The organism is Sphingobacterium sp. UBA6317, from assembly GCF_002440385.1.
Taxonomy (GTDB): domain Bacteria; phylum Bacteroidota; class Bacteroidia; order Sphingobacteriales; family Sphingobacteriaceae; genus Sphingobacterium; species Sphingobacterium multivorum.
This window is the reverse complement of record NZ_DJTD01000008.1, coordinates 13,942-37,493: the sequence shown is the minus strand read 5'-3', so window position 1 is coordinate 37,493 and position 23,552 is coordinate 13,942. Positions and strand designations below refer to the sequence as shown.

The window sequence follows — 23,552 nt, the reverse complement described above, 5'->3', positions numbered from 1 at the left end:
TCACTTTATTTTCTTCAAAGCTTAGTTATTCCTTTCATCAGCCTAATTGAAAAACAGGACAAACACGTTTTCACCGTAGTTGTACCATAAACATCAATTGTTAAAACGATTGTTACCTTGCTTCTCTTCCTATAAGGAGACAAGCACATTATACAGTTAAGAAATTAGCATGATGATAAATCCCGTCACTCCTTGGACAGCAACGGTCCAGGCTGATATAGCAGATTCTACGTCTATTTTTGAAATAGACCTAAAAACATACAGACTCAAAATTCATAATCCAGGCGATTCGATTTGGCTCGTGGTTATCTGGCCAACGGGCGCTAGCATAGCCTTTAGACTGGCCTTTGGGATGAATAGCAGGTTTGAAAAGGTGACGATCTCCGAAGCTCCCGATGAGATCCTTATCACTGCTTCTACTAGGTTAGCCTATTATCGAATCATTGTCTTCTTTCCCGAAAGTCTGCGCGCCACCTTTCGTTATACCACGACCTTGCGAACGAAATTACCGCTTCTTATCCCGTTTTGGCCCCGCGATATTGTTCCCTTGACTAAAGATGGAAATACTGAAAATACAGTGGGAAAAATACATGCCAAACAGGTAGGGTCCCGGTCAGGACAGCTTTATTTTAGTATGACAAAGCCAAAAGCCGGTTCGGTGTTCTATTTTCAGAATCTCACAGCCATGTCTCCCTATTGCCAGGAAACAGAAGTATCACTCCGGGAAACTGTCGGCGGTGAATGGCCAGAACTGGGGTTCCAGTTTCCTGTAAACGCTGAAAAACCATTGCCGGCCAATAAAGAATATATCATTTCGGATGCTTTTGTACAGCTCGATGAAAAGATTCCCGAAAGTGACGTCGAGGTCGTTGAAAGTTACCTCGATTCACTGGCATCAATATACCTCCTCCTTCCTAAGCCTGAAGCCAGCCAACATAATTGGCTGCAGTCGGCTGAAAAGATCCTGGATAATATTTCGAACAACAAAGGTTGCTGGACACAAACAGACGGCAGTCCTTATCTGAATGCTTATGTGGGCGACTACAAAACGCCTGCAGAAATCATGGTGCAGCTTGCCGTCATACTCCCATTGCATGAGTATCTTACCTGGACCGGAGAGCAGCACCCTTTGTTGCAGGAGCTCTCCGATGGACTCACCTCATTTTATGATAAGTCTATAAAGAGTTTAGTCAGGTGGCACCCTTCGTTAAAAGATGACTTGGATCATTCCGAAGAGCAAAAGAGTGAGATGGTAATGGACTCCTGGTATCTACATCACCCCTTGTTAAACCTCGCCAGGCTTGCATTGCGGGGCGACAAGATGGCTGAAAAACTATTTCTGGATTCGATAGATTATGCGATAAAGGTTGCCAAACATTTTGACTATCAATGGCCTGTCTTTTATAAGATGACCACTTTGGAGGTATTAAAAGCCGAAACGACTCCAGGTAAAGGTGGTGAAAAAGACGTCCCGGGATCATATGCACACGTTATGCTCCTGGCCTGGCAGCTGACCAAAGAAAAACGATTTTTTCTGGAAGCAAGCAGAGCACTTAAAAGTTTAGACGGTCTGGCCTTTGATATATTTTATCAGGCCAACAATACGGCATTTGCTGCGGGGGCCTTTTTGGAGATGTATAAGGTGACCGACGATGAGCATTACCTAAAACTAAGCTATTGCTGCCTCGCCGGCATATTTAAAAACTGTCAATTGTGGGAATGCAATTATGGTTACGGCAAAAACTTTCCTTATTTTTTTTCTGTTTTTCCCTTGAAAGATGCCCCCTATACCGCGGCATACGAAGAGCTGGAAGTATTTGCTGCCCTGCATCATTATCTTGAGGTGGCAGCAGGAATGGCTATTCTTCCATCGCTAAAAATATTGATCCCGGAATTTATCAAGTATGCTGCGGGCCGACTCGCCTACTATTACCCTCCGCTACTTCCGACAGAAATGATTGTCGAAAAAACCAAAACGGGTGAAATACAAAAAGATCTATGGATTCCACTTCAAGACATACATGATGGCTGGGAGAAAAGCGGTGAAGTCGGCCAGGAAGTATATGGCGCCGGACTGGCCTTTGGTATCATACCACGACAGTATTTTAAAGTGGCCAATTGGGGTGGAATAGTTTTTATAAATTACCCAATTTCAAACTTTCGAGTCGGCAAAGATTCAGTCACTTTCCGATTGGAGGGCAGTGATCTGCTCCGGGCACAAATGAGGCTTTTAGGCTTTTCCAGAGAAGTATTAACCAAAATAAGCGTAGAACAAAAAGTTAAATCATCATATAAACGTGTGCATTCAAGTCGTACTGGTTTTTACGAATTAGCCGGAGCTGGGATGGTTAGAATAACAAGAAAATAGATGAACAAAAAAGTTGATAGCATATCCGATCAAGATCACCTCCGTCCTCCCAAGAAGTTAATATAGCTGAAATTAACTTCTTGGTAAAAGGACTTTATCGAACCAAGGAATAAGCATCAACGATTTCCATTTTCCATTCATCTATCGTTTCTGCTGCTGCACGGTCGGCACGGTCAAAGAATAAATGGCACTTCACATCGAAGCCACAATAGGTATAGATACCTCTGTCGGAGGTCAGTATCAGCGCCCTATCCATTCCTATTTCCTGATATTCAGCCTTTGATTTTCCATGTGAATTGATAATGTAGGCGGTCTTACCGGCCAACAGTCCTTTTTGTACTCCGTTATCGTACCTATAGGCAAATCCGTAGCTGAATACCCTATCGATATACCCTTTCATCATAGCCGGCATACCTGTCCACCATATCGGATAAATAAAGGTAACAGCTTCAGCCCAGGCAATATGTTGCTGTTCCTTTCTAATTGCTTCGCTTACGATGCCCCTGCGTTGTCCGTCCATATCTTCAAGGGACAGCACAGGGTCGAAATTAAGCTGATACAGATCCCTGACTACAACTTCGTTCTTTTGTTGCAGGAGTGTTTCTTCAATTGTTTGCTTGAATAAATGATTTAAACTTGCCGTATTTGGATGGGCATAAATAATAAGATGTTTCATTTTTTTTTTTTTAAGTAATTGAATAAAACAAAAATAGCCTGAAAGTAAACGGAAAAATTGTAAGAAAACGAAAAGGCTATTCTCCTGAAGCCCGGCAGATATCTTGCTGAAATCGAACAAAATTTCTTGGGGAAAGATTGATAAAATGCTTAAAATCCCGGATAAGCTGGCTTTGGTCGTAATATCCACATTCAGCTATAATTTCAAACCAGTCCACTTTTTTCGATGATAAAAGAACATGTTGTATCAGTTCAATTGCTTTTACAAAACGCTGGTATCTACTAAGCTCTTTGGAGCTATAGCCAAAATGCTTTTTTTGCGTCAATTGCACATTTCTTTCAGTTTGCCCGGTTTCTTCGGCAATGGTCTTGACTGGATTGCGTGTACTGTCTTTAAAATTAGCCAATAAAGCCGCGGTGCTGTGCTGTGATTTTAAGTAAGGTCTGCAAAAATCGAGAATGCAGTTTACTCGGTCTGATACACTTGTCATACCGTTCAACTGATGCCACAGGTAGCTAAAACAATTTTCACTTATAACTTCATCTGGGTTTATTGGCAAATGCTGTGAAAGAAATGCCTTTCCAAAAAAACGATAAAATGCATCGCCCTTGAAATTAACCACTAAAATTTGTGATCCGGGGAGAAGTGTATATTCAAAGGCAGATTTTAAGGGACCTAGTACGATGCATTTGTCCACCTCGATTTCATTTTTGGCATCAGAAACCAATCGGACTATTGTACCAAAGTTGAACACCATAATAGTCTGAAAAGACGGCAACAATGTTTTCGTTAGGGCAGTTGCTGAATTGTTCTCTGCAAAATAAAAATGAGAAAACACCGTTTCAAATTCGCTTGCAATGGAAAGCCTGTAACTACGGTATGTCTGTTCGTCTGCTTTCATGATTTGTGGCATCCATATTAAAACTGTTGATCTTTTGCTACTGCTATTTTGGTGTTTCTCCTCTAATCTACGAACAAATTCAACATGATCAATTAAATCAATCATTTCCGAAGTTCAAACCTAATCTTGCTTCAAAAAGATCTTTATTTCTGTTCCATGCCCAGGCTCACTTATTAAGTCGATCTTTCCACCAGCTTGTGTCACAATCGTATTGACCAAATATAGACCTACGCCAGATCCATCGACCATTTTGGTTGCGCGTTTAAATTTCTCAAAAATCGTCTGCTGCACTTCTGGCCCCATGCCTATCCCATTATCCTTTACAGAAATAACGACATAGCCATCTTCCTTGAAAGATTGCACTAGAATTTCTGGAGACTGTGACTCTGGTGTATATTTAATCGCATTATTCATCAGATTATAGAGCACACTACGCAGCTTACGTCGTACAAAAGTAAATTCCGAAACTTTTAAATCCTGTCGGATGATTGCATCGGTTTCTATCAGCTGCGGTGCTAAACTCAACCGCACGTCCTCTAGAATATTTGGAAGATCGATCAGTTCAGTTGATGCCTGATACTTCTGCTTTTCCCAACGACTTTCGGTCAGATCATCTATTATTTTTTTTATTTCTACCAAACTTTTCTCATGATTTTGCATTAAGGGCAAGAATTTCGCTGAATTTTTATCCTTAAATTCCTTCATTAACCCAAATGTTAGTTTAAGTACCAATAATGGATTTTTAATATCATGGGCTATTGTATCGAGCAGCAACTCATGTTCTAGAACAAGCCGTTCTTGTTCTTTAAGATCCTTTACTCTTGGCGTAATATCTACAAATGTAATAATGACTCCATTCGTCCGGTTCTCATTACGGACATGATAAGGGAGTATATTCATCTGGTACCACTTTAAATCTGTAGTCTGTATTTCTTTCTCCAAGATTTTACCTGTCGCTATCACCGTGTTTATATTACTGATAAAGGTCGGAAATCTAAAATTTTCTCTTATATCCTCTAGCGGCATTCCTATGAATTCAGATTTAAGATCAAACTGCTTCATTGCTGGTGGAGTGAACTTTCTTAAAATTAAGTTAGCATCAACGAATAACTGCGGGATAATGGTATTGCTAAAATAGTTTTCCAGGTCTTCGTTGAGTTGAGTTAAGTCACTAATTTTCTTGTTTTTATTCATTAAATACCCTATATATTATGAATAAAAACAAGAAAAAAACAGATATTGTTTTGCGGTATTAAAGCTCAAAACCGTAATTTGGGTCCATCTAAAAATTTTTAAATTCATTTTAAACAGCAATAGGGCTGAATTGATTACTGACATCAATCGTTACAGGATTGCTACAAAATAGAAAGCTTGGTAAGGGCTGAAATATCATTTCTTATACCAGATACTATCTCCTACTTAAAGCAACTTGCTGCACAATCCATTAGGTATTAAAAAATTCAATCTTGGGCATACATTTCACACTCTTTTGCCAACGGTGAAATTAATCCATTTATTGCCTGATGGACTTGGAGAATATTCAAATAAATTTGGAGAGGAATTATGGGCAGCCTGTTGCATTTTTCTATATTTGAAGTAAATGGAACTCTTATCTTATCTACTTAGAAACATAAAATTGAACAGCGCCGAATGTGATGCTATCGGCAGAGCCTTTAGTAAACAAATATTTGCGAAAGGTACTGTACTGGCACATCCTGACAATCACCACCAAAATGTTTATTTTATTGAAAAAGGACTATTACGCGCTTTTTATAATTTAGATGGAAAGGATATCACTCATTATTTTTTCGACGAGAATAATTTCCTGATATCTTTTGAAAGTTTTTTTTTGACCGCCCCCACCCCTATGGTAAACAGGTATTGGAAGAAGCTTGTTTGCGTGCTATCCCCTATAGCAAACTCGACGAACTCTGTAATAGCATCCCTGCTTTTAAGAACTTCCGGCTGCAGGTATCGCTGCAAGTGATTAGTATGCTATCCGAAAAAACTCTTGCATTACAATTTCAAACTGCCGAGCAACGCTATAAAAATATGCTCGACAAATTTCCTGGCATATTGCTAAGAGCCTCCTTGGGACATATTGCCTCCTATCTGGGTATTACCCAACAAACACTAAGCGTGATACGCGCGTGCAGGTAGTCGATTTCATTTTTAAGATATATTAAAAACACTGCAGATTATTTTAATTTGCTTTGCAGTATGAAATCATTACATATGAAAAAAATACTGTCATCCCTTGTCATCATCTTCATGGCAATAATGAGTGTTGCTCAATCCTCCAATGATAATTTTTGCAGGTAAATGGAAAACCGAGGAAGGCTTCATTATCACCATCACTTACAGCAACGGAAAATTTTCTGGTCTTGATCCCAAAGGACGTCCAACCCTCTACAATGTGCGTTTTGAAAAAAATGAATGGAAGGGGACTGTGGAAAACCATGATACTGGCCAAAAAGGCAATTGCGAAATGTACCTGCAGGGAAAAAAGTTGAAAATTGTGGCCCATAAAGGCATCTTTTCAAAAACTTTTTACTGGGTAAAACAATAAGCAAAAAAATTAATTAAGGTATTTTTAATTCAAAGTGAGAGTCGATAAAGTAAATCCATTACAAACATGGATTTACTTTCCAAAAAATCAAGCAGCGGATTTCTGAGCTTATTTGAGCTGTCCAAATGCATCCACTTTATAGATTGGATTTTAGGGGCATACTTTGAAACTTTTTGAAAAAGTAAAGAACCCACAAAAACTGAGTGTATCCGTACACTGCATCTTCAACCGGAATCGTAAGTACCCTAATCCCCATAAATTCCATTGGATTGTAATTGACAATAGGGGACTCCAATCCTGTTCCGGTAAGTATGCCGTTGACAGGTAAAAAGCCCAGCATCAGCAAAGTGAAGACTAAAGAGGCCTGCGTAATCCATTGTATCCGAAATACAAAGTGAAAAAGCACCAATGTCACCATAGTCACAGCAGCGGTAACTACGGTATAGATTCTGTCAGCATATCGAAGGGCAACAACAGCACATATAATGAAACTTACAAAGACAACAACATTATTAAAAGCCGATAGCGATTGTAATCTAAAAAATTTATCGATGCAGAAATAGGTAAAAATACATGAAAAAGGGATGAAGATAAAGAATAGCCATTCTTCCAATGGTAGTCCTGCTATAGCCAGTCCCAAGGTATATCTTGTGTCAAACCACCACACTCCCTTACTGGTAAACCAGACATCCCAAGCTATAAAAAATACAGCAACAAGCGCTGATGCCTTTAAAAATGGGATGAACTCACGATCGAATCGAAGCCGCTTGTCGAAGGATGCGACAAAACAGATTATGACCGTAAAAAATAAGATAAGCGAATAAGTATATTGCATCATATTTTTTCATTGTTAGTATACATTTTAAAGTATTTCATTGGAACATATAAAAAGCCAAAACACTCGCCCTCCTCTTTGCCTAAATGTTTATGGTGTTGTTTATGGGCGCGACGAAGCGCTAAAAAGTAAGGGTTATTCGTTTTACTCAACCATTTGAAACGTTGATGGATAAATATATCATGCACAAAGAAATATGCCATACCATAGAGCATAATTCCCAATCCAATATAAAACAGATAATTGTACGCCTTTAACGACCCAAAATACATCAACGCGATCGTGGGAAGGGCAAAAATGATAAAAAAGTAATCATTCTTTTCCAGAAACCCCACATTGCTGTGATCATGGTGATCGCGATGTAATATCCAGAGAAAGCCGTGCATAATGTATTTATGGATAAGCCAGGTGGCGCCCTCCATAGCAATAAAAGTGACCAATACTGTAATAAAATTCATAACTCTATTTTATAAGTAAGCAGCTTTGTAACGTAGATAACTTTTAAAAGCAACGTAGGCTTTTTGTGCATTAGGTATCCTAATCCTGCTTTCCAAAATTTCTTTGGAGGATTTTTTCCGAATCTTCGCAAATAGTGAAAGATAATATTTATAAGCCAGATAAACGCCAAATTTTGCCGATGCAGGCAATTTTTTGATTCCCAAAAGCGCTTCCTTAAATTCGCTGTGTATCTCATCCTCAATCTGGCTTTTGAGTGCATTGTCAAACACCGCCATATCCAGGTTTGGAAAATAGGTACGTCCAAGCACCTGATAATCTTCCTTGAGGTCACGCAAGAAGTTTATTTTTTGAAATGCAGAACCCAGTTTCATGGCGTAAGGTTTTAACTCCTCATAGCGCTGTCTATTACCTTCTGTAAAAACCTGTAAACACATCAGCCCCACCACTTCAGCCGAACCATAAATATATTCTTTATAACGTTCGGAATTATAGTCGACCTTATTCAGATCCATTTCCATGCTATGCAGAAATTGTCGGATCAGCTCGATGTCGATAGCATACTTATGCACCGTCTCCTGAAAAGACTGTAATATCGGATTTAATGAGATACCTTCCTCTAAAGCACAGTTAGTCTCGAGGTATAACCTCGCCAAAAGTCGCTGCTTATCATAACCATGAAAACTATCGACTATTTCATCAGCCAACCTTACGTAGCCATAGATTGCATAAATACTAGCCCTAATGCTTGGCTTGAGGGCCAATATACCAAGCGAGAAACTTGTACTATACTTTTCAGTTGTTTTTTTGCTTACTTCATAAGCGAGTTCATCAAATAGCTTTTTCATGGTCTTATGTTTTACGATATAATTCAATGGCTTCTTTGGCAACAATTTTCCCCGATAAGATGGATGGAGGTACTCCGGGACCAGGAACTGTCAGCTGACCTGAATAAAAAAGATTATGGACTTTCTTATTTCTAATCTTGGGTTTCCATACCGCTGTCTGTTTTAATGTATTTGCTAGCCCATAAGCATTTCCAGCGTAAGCATTGTAATCGCTGATAAAGTCGCTTACGCAGTAACTTCTCTTGTATGTAATCTGCTCGTATAGGTTTTTTGTACCAGTATGCTTTTCCAAACGCTCTAACATCTTAATTAGGTATTTTTCACGTGTTTCATCATCGTCTGAGATAGCTGTCGCCAACGGCATCAACAAGAAGAGGTTCTCACTGCCTGGGGGAGCCACATGAGGATCCGTTTTGGATGGACAACATACATAGAACAGTGGATTTTGGGGCCATTTTTTTTCACCATATATACAGTCAATATGATCGTCCAACGGATGCTCAAAGAACAGTGTATGGTGTGTTAGATTTGGAATGGACGATTTCATCCCCAGATAATATATCAAACTCGAAGGGGCAAAGGTCCTACTCTTCCAATAATCTTCATCATAGTTTCTCAAATCCTTGGTAAGTAGTGTTTCGATATGATGATAATCAGCGGATGCAACCACAAGATCAAATGCGTAATCTACGCCATTAACACCTAATGAAGTGATCTTATTCTTTTCAATTTTTAATGTATCAACATTATGATCGAAATGAAAAGTGACACCTTGCCTCTCCGCTACTTGCTGCATCGCCAGTACTAATTGAAAAAAACCTCCTTTCGGATAATGAGTGCCAAGTGCGTAACCGCCGTAGTTCATCAGGCTATATAATGCCGGAATATCCTTGGGTGAGGCGCCCAGAAATATGACCGGAAATTCCATTAATGTCCGCAATCGTTGGTCCTTAAAATATTTGGCAACATAGGATCGGAAATTGGAAAGCAAATCTAGCTTAAAAGCGCTAAGTGCAATCTTTGGAGAGAGAAATTCGCCCCAATTGTGACAGGGTTTATTGACGAAATCCCGCATCCCCACTTCATACTTAAATTTTGCAGCTTCCATAAATCGATCTAACTGCGTACCAGCCCCAGGTTCGATCTGTTCAAATAATAGTTTTAATTGCTGATAGGATTCCGGAACACGAACTTGTCCGGAGTCAAATATCATTTCAAATTGAGGATTGAGCGATACAAGCTCAAAAAAATCAGCTGTGCTGCATCCAAAATCCGAAAAAAAGGACTCAATGATATCGGGCATCCAGTACCAGCTCGGTCCCATATCAAATTTAAATCCTTCTTTCGTACTGAATTGTCTCGCCCTTCCACCGGGCTGCGTATGTTTCTCAAAAACATGCACATCGTACCCTGCTTTAGCAAGATACGCTGCCGCTGAAAGACCCGAAAAACCTGCGCCAATAACGGCTACCTTCTTTTTCATTTGTTTTTTTAGCTAAACTACTTGGGCAATTCCCAATACTTATTGGCACCGCAACTAGTAATGTACACATCCTATTGATTTTTGTCATTTCTATCGCATCCCGATGTGGATTATAACTTCACTTGCTCCAGCAATTTTTCCGGTGCAATATTTCTATCATAGATTAATTGATGAAATTTGCTCAGTTTATCCAATAAACTTATCAATGTTATTTTTTCGTGGTAGGTCAAATCGCCTGAAACAATCTGCGTCGCATGACGTATCTTTCCCATTTGCCGGTCCAATGCCGACAAGCCATTTTCCGTGATGTACAGCAACTTACTGCGGCGGTCCAGTTTTGAATCGTGTTGACGTATCCAACCTTGTTTGATCAAACGGTTTATAATGGCCATGCCGGCTGGTTTTTCATGAATATTCCTTCTGATCAATTTCATTTTTGTCATCTCACCAAAGGACCGTAGTGTAATAAGATAGATAAACTCCTCTTGTGTGGAAAAATCAGATTCCCAAATAGCAGCCTTTGAATAACTTTTTGCGAACCTATTCATATGCACTATTAACGTGCTGATGACACTTTCCGGACTACGCCCATTTTCCTTACCGTCCCAATTGGGTTCTTCGAGAACATCGGTTGCCTTTGTTACTATCCAACGTTTAAATCCATTTGCGTCAGTGCTATAGATTCCGTCTACGTTTTCCTGTTCAAACTCTTCAACTAATCCAATGATTTCTTTTAAAAGCTGATATTTCATATACTTTATTTAGAACATAAATATACCATATTTGTTTTAATTATTTTAAAAATAATATTTTTTAGAATAAAAATAAACCAACATCATAGCCTTAATAGTGGCAAACTGTAACCCATCGAGGATAGAGACTTGCTTTAACTATAACAAGACCAAGGTTCTAAAGTTATGTTCGTTTTTATTATTACACGTGCAACATTTTTTCCGTGAGCTCGACTAACCTATAGTCACTAACTGCAAACAATTGTCATCAAGCTTTGCACAAGAACCTTAAATACATGAAAGAGTTAAAAAAAATTGCCCTAGTTCTCCCATACCTGTTGTTTTTCGCTATATCTCATGCTTCGTCTAACACGACGATCATTTCATTCATCGATTCAACCTTTACTGTTACGGGAAAAGTAGTTGATTCTATTACTAACGAACCTGTTCATTTAGTTTCCATATCCTTACTGGATCATCAAAGTGGCAGCAATCCTGTCAGAACAGTGGTGACAAATGAAAGTGGGGACTTCCAATTGACCCATAGTCAGCGTTCATTTTACCTAAAAATCAATCATATGGGCTTTCAGTTTCAGATAAAAAGAATTGTAATACCCAACGGGAGCAATATAGATATGGGTACTATAAAGCTTCATAAGATTGACAATAAGCTTGAGGAGGTTGCAGTTTCTTCCAGAAAACCTCCCCTAGAACTTATTACCGGTGGGTATAGATTTAATGCGGAAAACAATATACTAGGCAATAGTACAAATATAGCAGAACTGCTCAAGCAGGTTCCGGGATTAACAGTTGATGAAATGGAAGGCAAATTACAATTGCTTGGAAAAGGAGCTACTGTATTGATCAATGGTCGGAAAGTCAATTTGGGTGGTCAAGATTTATTGAACTACCTGAAATCTCTACCGAGCAATGAGGTCTCGTCCGTTAACGTGCTTACAAGTCCGGGTGCGGCATATGATTCCGCCGGAGATGGAGGTGTGCTCGATATCAGACTTAAGAAAAATTCCAATTTGGGCTTCTTTGGGTCGGCAAGTACAAGTGTTTCCACCCTTTGGGGGACGGACCAATCGCTCAATTTAAATCTTAAAAAAAGTAAGTTTGAAATTTCAGTGGGCTATAATTTTTCATATAGTGAAAACCCTACATAAACGAAACGATCTAATAAAAAACTATTACTTACCCGATTCTAGTTATCTCTATAGACAAGAACAGGCCAGCCAAAGATCCCAAAGAACACATTCCATGAAAACCAATACACTTTATAATATTGATTCGACGAGCACACTCTCTTTTAATTATTGGTACGCCAGCTTTTATGGCAAATTTCCTAATGAAAGAGACGCTACGATCTATAATCGGGAAGATCAATTTCAAAGGCAGCTTAAACAGCAGGACTTCATGTTTTTGGACAATAATTTTCATATCGCCGACTGCTTTATCAGGGAACAGAAGAATCGAACGTCCCGGGTATAGTATGCTCAATCCTTTTGCGGTGAACAATAATCCTATCTATTTCACCAATGGTAACACGCATTTGAAGCCATATTTTGCGAATAGGCTAGATCTGCAATATTCACATAAGTGGAATAGCAACCATTCACTGATATTTTCTTTATATGGAAACTCCTCGAAGAATATGTTTACATATATCTCCAGATATAATGAGGAAGTTGGGAGTCCAGAGTTTAACTATTATAATGATTACAATCTAAATCAAATTGGAGGTTATGTCATGTCGCAAAACAAGTTTGGAAGCAGCGTGAATGTCAGTACATATTTATCAGCACAACGCCCAACTTTCAGATCGAACAATACAGAAGATATTTTGTTACCTGGGATTGTCAACTTTAGTGGGTCGATCAATACTTTCATCTATATTCTGCCAAAGACTACTGTTCAAATACTCGGCTTTTATGCATCGAAAAGAAATAGTTTTCAAATGCAATATGGCGCAACGGGATATATCACGACGGGTTTACAGCAAAAAGTGCTTCAGGACAAGTTAAATATATCCCTCACGATTGAGGATATTTTCAACTTACAAAAAGGACCTATTTCCAGTTTAGGCAATGTGATTAGCATTGAAACAGTGAATAAATTGAAGTCACGCTATGCAAAATTGAGTTTCAGCTACAATTTTGGAAAAACCTTTTCAGCAAAACAGACCAAAAAGCTCGAAAAGGATTCGAGGATAGATTAACCCATCAATACTTTGATCATCACAGATGATTCGTGGAGGCATAGCGCTGGATATAATTGAGTTTAGAAAATAGTTTAAATACAGATAGACATTAAAATACCGCGAATTTAAAACGATTCACCACGAATTGGAATTCCCTTGAAAATTTGAGGAAAGTTATTCTAATTTAGTCCTATAAATACATAGAAGAAAAAGTGAATTATGAATGAGACTATCATAGAATTTGATAATAAAAAGCGCCTGAAATTAGCGCTGTTTGGTTTGCTGATGACGATAGCGGCTTTGGCATTTGCCTACTATATCTTCTTTGTCGCCGAAAAAATAAGAATTTTCCCTGGGTCACTGATGTTGACCTTAGGAGGCTTAGGGTGTTATTGTCTGATTGGTGGTATAAAGGCCCTATTTAATAAAAATCGAACCGGCCTCCTATTAAACGCAGATGGTATTCGATATAACGGTACACCAGTAGGAATAAAGGTTGGGACAGTAAAATGGACTGCGATTCAATCCGTCTCAACAGGGATGGCCCATGGTGTCCATTTTGTTTTTTTGAAGCTACACAATCCCGAAAATTATATCCAGCAGTTCGCTCCACAAGTACAACAACATGTGCTCGAAAATGGAATAGCCATTTCATCCGATCAGTTGTCGCTTGACTTGAATGAGCTCAAAAACCTCATTGAATCATATTATCAGCGGTATCAGCAATAGTAAAAAGAAAAAGATTAGATCCCCCAAAATCGTTCAAAACCTGTACAAATCAATTGAATGAGTTGTTCGCCTAATATTTTTCATTGATCTTTTAAACAAAGTAAGTTAGGACGTCTAAACAAAACCCTGCGTCAAAATCCCTCCTAACTTTGTCTTAACAAAATCAAATTTTTAAAAATGAAAGCAAACAATTATCAAGGGGCATTACAGAAACCAATCGGTTCTGACTTCACAGCAAAATCTACTTCCGAGGACGTCATTAAAGGAATTGATCTAAGCAATAAAATCGCAATTGTAACGGGAGGTAATACGCGAATCGGACTTGAAACTACCAAAACGCTCGCTTCTGCCGGTGCAACTGTTATCGTTCTTGCAAGAAACGTTGAAAAAGCAAAAGTAAATTTAGCAGGTATAGTAAATATCGAAATCGAAGAAGTGGATATGATTGAACCAGCTTCTATTGACAGATTTGCTAGAAAATTCATTTTATCAGGCAGACCACTTCATTTACTAATCAACAATGCCGGTATTATGTGGGTCCCTTTGCAGCGTGACCAACGTGGAATTGAATCGCAACTAGCGACAAATTATTTAGGGCAATTTCATCTTACAGCTAGACTGTGGCCCGCATTAAAACAGGCGGGTGCTGCACGAGTTGTCAATGTATCTTCTCTTGGACACCATAATTCTTCCTTCAATTTTGAAGATCCAAATTTTGAAAATCGCGAATATGAAACTCTTCAGGCTTATGGTCAATCAAAAACGGCAAGCAATCTTTTCACTTTAGAGCTAGATAACCGAGCCAAAGATTTTAATATAAGGGCGTATTCTTTACATCCCGGCTCGATCGGAGGTACAGAATTGGGGCGGGATGCAGACCCGGAACAATGGAGGAAGTTAGGATTTTTAGATGAAAATGGAAATATACACCCAGCGATAATGGCTGCATTGAAGACCATTCCACAAGGTGCTGCGACTACGGTTTTTGCAGCGACCAGTCCGTTATTAGATGAAATAGGCTGTGTATATCTGGAAGATAACGATATCGCAGAGTTGCTACCAACAGATCCTTTAATCCCAACCCATACAAAACTGCATCAGAACGGTGTCCAACAATATTCATTGGATAAAGATTCAGCAAAACGCCTTTGGCACCTTAGTGAAGAAATGATCGGAGTAAAGTTCAATATCGACTAATATCCAAACGGCTTACGATAAAAGATTTAGCTATTAATTTTTTATATTTATGTCATCACAATGCCTTTAAAGCCGAACAGAAAATTCGAATCATGGAGTATAAAGCAAAATATATAACAGATGATATTAAGCTATCCTGTTATGAGGATAAGTTTTTCAAATCGGATATCAGTTTCGAGTGCCATATGTTAATCTGGTTTATTTCCGGCGAAACAAAAATTGTACAAGCCGATGCTACTTACGTGTTTAAAAAAGGTGATATTTTTCTAATTCCAAGAAATCAGTTAGCAACAATTATCAACTACCCAAAAGATGGACAGCCTCACAAAACGGTCGTGATGCACTTAACGAGTGAGAAGCTAAAAAATTTCTATGCAAATCTGACCATAGAGCCTTCTGCTCGAAAATCGGAAAAGATATACAGCTTTAACAATCATCCTTTACTGGAAAGCTGTCTTTCCTCATTGATTCCTGATTTTGAACTACAGAAACTGCCCGAGAACATTGCCTCCCTGAAAATCACGGAAGCAATCAGTATCCTCCGGGCGATAGATAAAGAAATAGATCCTATTTTGGCTAACTTTGAAGAACCCGGCAAAATTGACCTGGCAGGCTATATGGAAAAGAACTTTATGTTCAATTTATCGCTGGAAAAATTCGGTTATCTGACAGGACGAAGTTTAACCACCTTCAAAAGGGATTTTAGCAAGATTTTCAACCTCGCACCGCAGCGATGGTTAACAAAAAAACGATTGGAGCTAGCACACTATCAATTTGTTGAAAAAAGAATGAAACCAATCGAAGTTTGTTACGCGGTAGGATTCGAAAATCTTTCACATTTCTCCTATGCGTTTAAAAAGCATTTTGGTTACACGCCTACCGATCTGCTAGCATCGGGACTTTGAAAAAATGTTGAATAGGTCTAATAGCGAATTTCATTCCGGATACATATTAAGCATTTGAAAACGTTGAATACAAATCATAGCGAGCGCAAGCTTATCTCAAAGGCCACCTATCATCGTGCAGACTGAAAACTCATATATATCAGCTAGCACAGATGAATCCAACTCTTATACGTCTAATGGGAGCAGCTTATAATACCTTCGAATCAATTCTATTTTATGAATTTTATTCCAGTTGCAATATAGAAATTACGATAAATAATTACAGATCCAATTGAATACCTAAATTTGCTATTGTCCCGCTTCCTTTTACATAATAACGGCCTTCATTGGTGGCTCCTCTCACCTCCGCGTGCAGCGGGAAGTAATCATTATTTAGGATATTATTAACTGAAAAAATGAAAGCTAGATTCTTTAATTTATAGCGCGTTTGGAAATCCATCAGCCCATAGCCCGAAATCGGGTATTTGCCATAATTATATTCAGAAGGTTGAAAAACATCGCGTTTACCCAAATGTAAATATTGGAGATAGACGTTCCACCGATCTGTCAATTTGAAATCGGCATTAATATTTATTTTAAAAGGCGAAATAATGGAGTTGTCCAATTTATCCTTATACTTTCCCTCATTTTTCAAATCTTGCCTACCATCCATGTACCCGAGTATAGTACCAAACTTGAACCAGTCAACAGGAGTAATATCGACAACAAACTCCAAACCGTAAATACGTTGCGGCACTTGAATCAATTCATAATTACCAGGTGTTGACGTTTCTGCGAACGTACTGCCTTTTTTGGAGGAGCTATAATACCCTGTCAATTGGTAGCTCAACATAGAATAGGTCCCGTTTAGACCCAACTCAACGTTATTGACAACTACTGGCTTCGGATCGATTTGACTCAAAGGTACTCCATTTCGCAATACAAGCCCCACATCGCCGATAGAATATCCTTGCGAAAATGAAGCAAAGGGCTGTAGGTATTTCAATTTATTATACCTTCCTGCCAAATTGAATACAAATGCATTTGAATTGCTCTTGTCTCCCGGAGTGACTTTCCCTGCTTTTGTCAGATCCCCTACCTTAAAATCCAAGTTTTCGTACCGCACACCACCTTTCACTATCCAGTAATCGGCGAGATTAAATTTACTTTGAAGATATAAAGCCCCACTTTTCATGTTCATATCGGGTGTCACTAATTCATCGCTCAACGTTTTTTGAACCGTGTGATCTTTTAAAAGATCTACTCCATAAATTAAGGTTACTTTATTGTTGTTGGATAGATCAAAGGGCGTACTGAAATTTAGTCTAGCTCCCTTATGATCTGAATAGGTTTGGTTGTAGGTTTCAAATACCGTGTTCATATCTTCATAATACAGACTCATATTTGCTGAAGTCCGACCAAAGTTGCCATCATACTTTACATGAAAAGCTTTATTGTAAGGTGTTCCGCCATTAATCACTGTATCTGAAGGGATCCCAATAGCGGGTTTACTTCCAAACTCCCCCTTAGTGCCGACGTATTTACTATCCTGAACACTTCTATAATAGTTACCCATCAATTCAATGCGATGATTATCGTTAATCTGATAACCGATCTTCGCCAAGGTATTATAACTTTTTGTCTCGCCCAGACCATAAAATGGACTTACAATGGTGCCATCAGAGCTGCGGACCACGCCGGTTCGCGCAATCTTTCCTTGCACGACATAATCAAACTTGTTTTGCGATCCCGAAAATACTTGTGCCAAATTATACCCATATGTTTCACTTGGTTTGACCAAGCTTAGGGAATTATTTAAAGAGGTTGACGAATGAAAACTCTTGTCTATCTTTGGCTTCTTTGTAATGTAATTAATTATACCACCGGCGGCACCATTTCCATACATTGCAGAGGCACCGTTGATGACTTCGATATGGTCAATTGCGCTAGCATCAATCGTCTTCATATCTCTTCCGCCATTTCTTAAAGGAGTAGATTGAGGAATCCCATCGATAAGTACCAAAAAATTCCGACCACGTATTTTAGCGATGAAGTTGTTTTGGCTTTCCTCACTTGGAGAGATACTTGGCACTTTCTGCATTAGGATATTGGGTAAGTTGTCATTTATCAGACGCTGATCTTCTAAGGTCTTACCTCCGATATAGGTAATTGACGATGGTACTTCGTCGATGCTTTCAGCCAATCTGCTCGCCGTCACGACAACTTCATTCAAATGATTACTTGTTTGTTCCATGACAAAGTCCGGAAGCTCCAGAATTTCCCCTTCCAGTGCGATCTGCGATCTGATTTCTTGAAAACCAATATGCTTTACGGTCATGGAGTGAATTCCTTTAGGAATCTTTGAAAAAATAAAATTCCCCTCATTATCAGTCTTGGTACTATTTATCCCGTCAATATTGATATACACATTGGACAAACCTTTCCCCACGGAATTTTTCACTTTGCCCTTAATTATCCTTGGTTCTTGACCATGACCATTTTTCTTAACAGTCATCGGTTTTTCCATGGAAAAACTTATTGCTGGAATTATAGAAAAACTTAAAACCAATAGACTACTAGCCAATATTGTCTTCTGGGTAATAAACCAAGATCTTGTTGTTTTTTTCACGTATTTAAGGTGTTTAAAAAATCATTTGCCCTGTCTGCATATTGATGTCCTTCTATTTCCAAACCTTGCTATCCTGAAAATACTGCTTTGCAAAAAGACATAATTACTATTTAGACTAATTATTATTAGCGGCAAATATAGTAAAGTTGGGAAATACTTAAAGCTAAAAATTTAGAATAATAAGCGATCGAATAACTACATCGATTATTCCATTAGGATGCAGAATGATAATAGCAGCAATAAATCTTAATGTACATTATGTTTTATGCTTGTTGTACTCCATTTTTTGCTGCTTCAACAGTCCCTAACTTTATCAAACAAAAGAAAACAGGTTCCTCTAGGTCAGATTTCATGAATACCGGAACCATTGACATTATAAAAAATTAGTATTAACATTTTAAATCTTAAAGTCATGGCACTTACAACAAGAATCAACGCGGACGATGTAGCGTTTTTATTGATCGATCACCAAAGTGGTCTATTCCAGACAGTAAAAGATATTGAAGTACCTACATTGAGAAGTAATGTAGTCGCTCTTTCACAGGTCGCCGCTATTGAAAACATTCCTGTTATTACAACTGCTTCAGAACCAAAGGGTCCGAATGGTCCATTGATGCCAGAAATCCACGAAAATGCCCCACATGCACAATATGTCGGACGTACTGGTGAAGTAAATGCATGGGACACTCCTGCATTTGTTGAAGCTGTTAAAGCTACTGGTAAGAAAAAATTGGTTATTGCAGGTGTATTAACAAGTGTTTGTGTGGCGTTTCCTGCCATTTCAGCAATTTCGGAAGGTTATGAAGTTTTTGCGGTCATTGATGCTTCAGGCGATATGAGTCCATTATCAACACAAGTAACAATTTCTCGATTACAGTTGGCAGGCGTTATTCCCATTACGACCACAGCTGTAATTAGTGAAATATTAAAAAGTTGGAAACATACGGACGCTGCGAAATATGCACATGCACTTTCCTTGGTGATGCCTAATTATCAAGCTTTAATAGAAAGCTATTATAAAGCACAGGAAGTCGCACTAGAAAGCAAATAAGTATTTTTATTTTGTTTAACCATCTGCGGGATCGCTTTTACATAAGCTTATTCCGTAGATTACCTTCCGTTTAAAAAAAGCGTATCATCCGTTTTCATCACTTTTACCCTTTTCCTAAAGGAATAAAGGTCTTTTCCGTTTGGCAGTCTGGATAAGAAAATAAAAAAGTCCCAATCTCTCAAAAAGGGACTTTCTTAGTATATAATCAAATTACTTTTTTGTTTTTGACACTTGAGTTATCAGTGTATATTGCTGAGATGAACCATCAGCAGGAGGATTTCTGACCTCTTCGACCTTTACTTTGATCACATATTCATATCCTGATTCGTAGTTAAATCCCTGGATATTTCCATAAAAATATTCCCAGTTATCTGATTCTTTCGCCTTAACCTGCATGCACTTCATTGGGCTTACACCTTCGCAATCAACCAACTGCGGTCCCACAATCATTATTTTCTCATTGCTTTCAGCAGAATTTTTGCTACACTGGATAAAAAAGAATAAAATGAAGACGGCAAGAAGCCCCTTGAGTAATTGGTTTATACGTTTCATAAAAGAAATTTTAATAATAACTAATATAACCATTATATATATTCTTTACTATACCTATTTTACGCGCATCAGTATTGCTTATAACAACAATATTCAATATCTTCAAACCTGATGATTCTTCTTAAAGCGTTTGAGTTCACTTAACACAGCTTCTTTTTAGTAGTTTTTCCTATCGCGTTATAAAATTACGAAACGATTCGCTGATAATATTGTTCTTCAATAAACAATCGTATTTAATATGGAAGATCTATTATATTTGGCAGGTATCGGTATGGTGATCATGTGGGCGGTCACTTTTTTAGGCGGATTCATAACTGAAGATTTTATTCATATACTTTTATTTTTTGCGATGATAGTGTTTATATTTCGTGCAATTAAGGGTTTTAACAACTCTAAGGTGCATCAACCTCAACAGTAAATCAAAGCTATTAATAAACCAATCGACCGGCAATAAAGATGACGATCCCAAGCCAATTAAATCAAAATCAATGGTACGATATGCATAAACAGAAGAGCGACTTCGACTCCTGTCAAAGAATTTTGGAGGCTTTATGTGGCCACACGAAAATGAGATATGGCATGATACGCAAGAAAGATGGCCGGAAATGGGGAAATTGGTGTGTTTACGATTATCATTCTCAGAAGATCGTCAATAAAAATAGTGAACACTACGTTAAAATATATCAGGAAATAAGGAAAGGTTTCTCCCCTATTTACATTGATGATACCGAGCAGTGTTCTGTCGACGAATGGACACAAGTTCTTCACGAATTCGGTTTAAAAAGCTATATCTCTTACCCAATTATTAACAAAAATAATTCTATTGTTGGGCACTTGAGTTTCATGAACGCTGAACCAGTACACTTCGACCCAATTAAATTAGAGACGCTGCTACCTGTTTGCAGTGATTTGATTGCAATAGATTTCAAAACCATTATTGAACGTAGAAATACGAGGAAAAAATTGGAGCAGGAACTTAATTATTCCAAAAACAGAGAACTTGTTTTATCGTCCTTGGCTCACGACTTAAATAATCCCGTCAGCATCGTAAAAGTGATATCACAATATCTTGGCGAAAACATTAAAGATGAAAGCCAAAAAAACTTAATAAAGAAAATACAAGAGGCTTCATCACGCGTCAAAGGAGTGATAGATGATATTTTAGATTTCAGTAGTATCCGTCTTCAAGACAAGCTAATTAGAATTAATGATCATTATCGCATGGATGCATTGATCAAGCAAATTTTATCTGAATTTGAAGTATTACATAACAGAGCACTAATTGCCAACATCAACCTTCCAGTTGATGTACCTTGTGATCATCAGAAAATGGGGCGTGCATTCACTAATTTAATTGGAAATGCGATAAAACATGGTAATCCTTTTCAAAATATCGAAATAAATGCATTCATTCAAAAAGAAAATTTCATTTTTAGTGTTACAAATGAGGTCTCCTATCCTCAATATTCGGATCTTAAAGATCTATTTAAACCTTTTGTAAAAGGAGTCAATAGTAATGGGCTCGGATTAGGATTGTTTATTGTGAGTGAAATAGTAAAAATTCATAAGGGAAAAATAGCCGTAAATTTAAAGGACAATAAAATAACTTTTAACCTGATGATCCCAATAGATTCAACTACAGTTGTTCAATAGTAAAGTATAAACCAAGATTTCGTATTAAATTTTCGGCTGTTACCATCGTATTTTCTTTTATTACTACCTATTATTTATGTTCGCCTGTCTCCCTTGCTGCAAGTTCATCATGTGCAGTAAGATCAAGACGTAAAGGCGTAATAGAAACCAAATTGTGTTCTACTGCCCAGCGATCAGTACCTTTTTCAGCAGGTTCTAATGGCACCACTGTGATCCAATAGTTTTTCCTTCCCATAGGATCCTCTCCGGGCACCACACGGCCATCATATAAACGTACTGATTGTCTTGTCCAGGAAAGCCCCTCCGGGTTGGCTGGAAAATTCACATTATAGAGAGCAGGGCCTTTATTTTTCAGTAAAATCTTCAGCACATCGGTTGTCCACGGATACAATCCTTCAAAATCCGGCTCGGTCTTTCCTACGGGTGTGCTCAATGCTATACCGGTAATACCGAGCAGTGTCGCCTGCTTTGCCGCAGCCAAAGTTCCGGAATGCCACATGGAATTGCCTAAATTTGGTCCCATGTTAATACCCGAAAGTACAACCTGCGTATCGGGAAACATATGTAGACCCAACGCCACACAGTCTGCTGGAGTGCCATTTACCCTAAACGCTTCAATATCCTCAAAAGTTATCGGTGCACGTCGGTAGCTTAAGGGCCGGGAATGCGTAATAGCATGTCCCATAGAAGATTGCTCCACATCGGGCGCAACAATCTTTACCGTCCCAAACTCCTTTGCTGCATTTGCCAGTGCCGCAATCCCCGGTGAATAAATGCCATCATCATTGGTAATAAGTATATTCATAACTGTCCTTTTCTATGAAAACCAATCTCAAGCAGGCTTTGTTCAGCTTTTATGAAAGAACATGGCAAAAACATAAGGTTAGTACATAATCCTGCTGCTGGGGATGACTCAAAAGGAGACAAAGATGAACTATGCCAATTGATTGAAGATCTTGGCCACAATTGCATTGTAGTAACCAAAAAAGATGCTGTCAAAAAAATCGACCCGCAGACAGACATCATTGCCCTTGCTGGCGGTGATGGGACTATAAGAATGGTAATTATGGCGCTATTGGAAAAAAAACTACGATTTAAAAGGCCAATCGCCATACTCCCACAAGGCACTGCAAACAATATTGCTATTTCTCTTGGTATTCCTTTGAACATTGAAAAAGCTATCGATCTCTGGAAAAATTGCCAACTTAAAAAATTCGATGTAGGAATGGTTATGGGGCTAGAAAGAAAGCCGTTGTATTTTATTGAATCCATTGGCTTTGGTGTATTTCCTTTACTGATGAAGAAAATGGATAAAAAAAATACAGAAGAGCTGAGCGCAGAAGATGAAATCAAAACCGCACTAAGGCAGCTTCGCAAACTGGTAGAAACATTCCGAGCTACCACACTAAGACTCACAGTGGCTGGAAATAATTATAAAAAAGATTGCATACTTGTTGAGATCATGAATATATCAAGTATGGGACCGCGGCTAGTTCTTGCTGCTGACGCTGACCCTGGAGATGGACAATTTGATATCATCATTGTCACTGCCGATCAACGCCAGGAACTTATTAGCTATATCGATGGACTATTGAATGGAACCAACGTCGAATTTAAAATAAAACCTATCCGGGCTAGTCGATTGGCGATGGAATGGGAAGGCAACGAAATACACATCGATGATGAGCACAAGAGTTACTTCGGCCAACAATTGAAGCTTACCTCGCTCGAAGGTATAGTTGAAATTGTCACTGGCAATAAATAAAATATGATTTGAACCAACGATA

24 protein-coding genes are annotated in these 23,552 nt (G+C 38.4%); 13 read left to right on the top strand and 11 right to left on the bottom strand.

Going from position 1 to position 23,552, the window contains the following annotated elements; translation table 11 throughout:
* Window positions 1–169: 169 nt before the first annotated feature.
* Window positions 170–2,368 carry a hypothetical protein gene (locus B3E92_RS01920; RefSeq protein ID WP_217493540.1) on the top strand — a complete coding sequence of 733 codons (2,199 nt, stop codon included), beginning with the start codon at window positions 170–172 and terminating at the stop codon, window positions 2,366–2,368.
* Between the two features lie 94 nt (window positions 2,369–2,462).
* On the opposite strand, the gene B3E92_RS01915 is transcribed toward B3E92_RS01920, so the two are convergent.
* From B3E92_RS01915 to B3E92_RS01905, 3 genes are all read right to left on the bottom strand, one after another.
* Window positions 2,463–3,044 (bottom strand): NAD(P)H-dependent oxidoreductase, encoded by a 582-nt coding sequence (locus tag B3E92_RS01915; protein ID WP_286833521.1) that lies wholly within the window; start codon window positions 3,042–3,044, stop codon window positions 2,463–2,465.
* Window positions 3,045–3,120: 76 nt separating this feature from the next.
* Window positions 3,121–4,050, bottom strand: a complete 930-nt coding sequence (locus B3E92_RS01910) for a helix-turn-helix domain-containing protein (protein ID WP_239468821.1) — start codon at window positions 4,048–4,050, stop codon at window positions 3,121–3,123.
* Window positions 4,051–4,065: 15 nt separating this feature from the next.
* Complete coding sequence (locus B3E92_RS01905) at window positions 4,066–5,139, bottom strand: ATP-binding protein (protein ID WP_070566801.1); 1,074 nt, start codon at window positions 5,137–5,139, stop codon at window positions 4,066–4,068.
* Window positions 5,140–5,826: 687 nt separating this feature from the next.
* Between B3E92_RS01905 and B3E92_RS01900 the strand changes: the two genes are divergently transcribed.
* A complete protein-coding gene (locus B3E92_RS01900; RefSeq protein WP_139145012.1) occupies window positions 5,827–6,105 on the top strand; it encodes a Crp/Fnr family transcriptional regulator in 279 nt (92 codons plus the stop codon).
* Between the two features lie 142 nt (window positions 6,106–6,247).
* A complete protein-coding gene (locus B3E92_RS01895) occupies window positions 6,248–6,514 on the top strand; it encodes a hypothetical protein (protein ID WP_139145013.1) in 267 nt (88 codons plus the stop codon).
* 136 nt (window positions 6,515–6,650) lie between these two features.
* On the opposite strand, the gene B3E92_RS01890 is transcribed toward B3E92_RS01895, so the two are convergent.
* The 5 genes from B3E92_RS01890 to B3E92_RS01870 all read right to left on the bottom strand — a co-directional run bounded on the left by B3E92_RS01890 (window position 6,651) and on the right by B3E92_RS01870 (window position 10,888).
* Window positions 6,651–7,352 (bottom strand): lycopene cyclase domain-containing protein, encoded by a 702-nt coding sequence (locus B3E92_RS01890; RefSeq protein ID WP_070566807.1) that lies wholly within the window; start codon window positions 7,350–7,352, stop codon window positions 6,651–6,653.
* Window positions 7,349–7,807: a sterol desaturase family protein gene (locus B3E92_RS01885; protein WP_070566810.1), complete on the bottom strand. Its 459-nt coding sequence runs from the start codon at window positions 7,805–7,807 to the stop codon at window positions 7,349–7,351. The genes B3E92_RS01890 and B3E92_RS01885 overlap by 4 nt, the downstream gene beginning before the upstream one ends.
* Before the next feature lie 9 nt (window positions 7,808–7,816).
* Window positions 7,817–8,653, bottom strand: coding sequence for a phytoene/squalene synthase family protein (locus tag B3E92_RS01880; protein ID WP_070567139.1), 837 nt, complete (start codon window positions 8,651–8,653; stop codon window positions 7,817–7,819).
* 4 nt (window positions 8,654–8,657) lie between these two features.
* Window positions 8,658–10,136 (bottom strand): phytoene desaturase family protein, encoded by a 1,479-nt coding sequence (locus B3E92_RS01875; protein WP_070566812.1) that lies wholly within the window; start codon window positions 10,134–10,136, stop codon window positions 8,658–8,660.
* A gap of 110 nt (window positions 10,137–10,246) precedes the next feature.
* Window positions 10,247–10,888, bottom strand: a complete 642-nt coding sequence (locus B3E92_RS01870; protein WP_286895119.1) for a MarR family winged helix-turn-helix transcriptional regulator — start codon at window positions 10,886–10,888, stop codon at window positions 10,247–10,249.
* A gap of 275 nt (window positions 10,889–11,163) precedes the next feature.
* On the opposite strand from B3E92_RS01870, the gene B3E92_RS01865 reads away from it, so the two are divergent.
* From B3E92_RS01865 to B3E92_RS01840, 6 genes are all read left to right on the top strand, one after another.
* Window positions 11,164–12,036, top strand: coding sequence for a carboxypeptidase-like regulatory domain-containing protein (locus tag B3E92_RS01865; RefSeq protein ID WP_286895118.1), 873 nt, complete (start codon window positions 11,164–11,166; stop codon window positions 12,034–12,036).
* A gap of 94 nt (window positions 12,037–12,130) precedes the next feature.
* Entirely contained in the window at window positions 12,131–12,361 is a 231-nt protein-coding gene (locus B3E92_RS01860; RefSeq protein ID WP_286895116.1) for a hypothetical protein, read from the top strand.
* A gap of 19 nt (window positions 12,362–12,380) precedes the next feature.
* Window positions 12,381–13,088, top strand: a complete 708-nt coding sequence (locus tag B3E92_RS01855; protein WP_286895114.1) for an outer membrane beta-barrel protein — start codon at window positions 12,381–12,383, stop codon at window positions 13,086–13,088.
* 201 nt (window positions 13,089–13,289) lie between these two features.
* Entirely contained in the window at window positions 13,290–13,799 is a 510-nt protein-coding gene (locus B3E92_RS01850; protein WP_286895112.1) for an STM3941 family protein, read from the top strand.
* A gap of 177 nt (window positions 13,800–13,976) precedes the next feature.
* A complete protein-coding gene (locus B3E92_RS01845; RefSeq protein ID WP_286895110.1) occupies window positions 13,977–14,996 on the top strand; it encodes an SDR family NAD(P)-dependent oxidoreductase in 1,020 nt (339 codons plus the stop codon).
* A 92-nt stretch (window positions 14,997–15,088) separates the two neighbouring features.
* Window positions 15,089–15,901 carry a helix-turn-helix domain-containing protein gene (locus B3E92_RS01840; protein ID WP_286895109.1) on the top strand — a complete coding sequence of 271 codons (813 nt, stop codon included), beginning with the start codon at window positions 15,089–15,091 and terminating at the stop codon, window positions 15,899–15,901.
* Window positions 15,902–16,160: 259 nt separating this feature from the next.
* Here B3E92_RS01840 and B3E92_RS01835 read toward each other — a convergent pair whose 3' ends face one another.
* Window positions 16,161–18,407 carry a TonB-dependent receptor gene (locus B3E92_RS01835; protein WP_286895108.1) on the bottom strand — a complete coding sequence of 749 codons (2,247 nt, stop codon included), beginning with the start codon at window positions 18,405–18,407 and terminating at the stop codon, window positions 16,161–16,163.
* A gap of 514 nt (window positions 18,408–18,921) precedes the next feature.
* Between B3E92_RS01835 and B3E92_RS01830 the strand changes: the two genes are divergently transcribed.
* A complete protein-coding gene (locus tag B3E92_RS01830; RefSeq protein ID WP_112375887.1) occupies window positions 18,922–19,560 on the top strand; it encodes an isochorismatase family protein in 639 nt (212 codons plus the stop codon).
* 210 nt (window positions 19,561–19,770) lie between these two features.
* Here the strand turns inward: B3E92_RS01830 and B3E92_RS01825 are convergent, their stop codons facing one another.
* Complete coding sequence (locus B3E92_RS01825) at window positions 19,771–20,112, bottom strand: DUF4377 domain-containing protein (RefSeq protein ID WP_112375886.1); 342 nt, start codon at window positions 20,110–20,112, stop codon at window positions 19,771–19,773.
* A 238-nt stretch (window positions 20,113–20,350) separates the two neighbouring features.
* Between B3E92_RS01825 and B3E92_RS24325 the strand changes: the two genes are divergently transcribed.
* Window positions 20,351–20,530, top strand: coding sequence for a lmo0937 family membrane protein (locus B3E92_RS24325; RefSeq protein WP_112375885.1), 180 nt, complete (start codon window positions 20,351–20,353; stop codon window positions 20,528–20,530).
* Between the two features lie 38 nt (window positions 20,531–20,568).
* On the top strand, window positions 20,569–21,765 hold the full coding sequence (locus B3E92_RS01820; protein ID WP_112375884.1) for a GAF domain-containing sensor histidine kinase: 1,197 nt from the start codon (window positions 20,569–20,571) through the stop codon (window positions 21,763–21,765).
* Between the two features lie 70 nt (window positions 21,766–21,835).
* Here the strand turns inward: B3E92_RS01820 and surE are convergent, their stop codons facing one another.
* Window positions 21,836–22,570 (bottom strand): 5'/3'-nucleotidase SurE, encoded by a 735-nt coding sequence (gene surE, locus B3E92_RS01815; protein ID WP_070566840.1) that lies wholly within the window; start codon window positions 22,568–22,570, stop codon window positions 21,836–21,838.
* Window positions 22,571–22,621: 51 nt separating this feature from the next.
* On the opposite strand from surE, the gene B3E92_RS01810 reads away from it, so the two are divergent.
* Window positions 22,622–23,530, top strand: coding sequence for a diacylglycerol/lipid kinase family protein (locus B3E92_RS01810; protein WP_286895107.1), 909 nt, complete (start codon window positions 22,622–22,624; stop codon window positions 23,528–23,530).
* Window positions 23,531–23,552 lie beyond the last annotated feature (22 nt).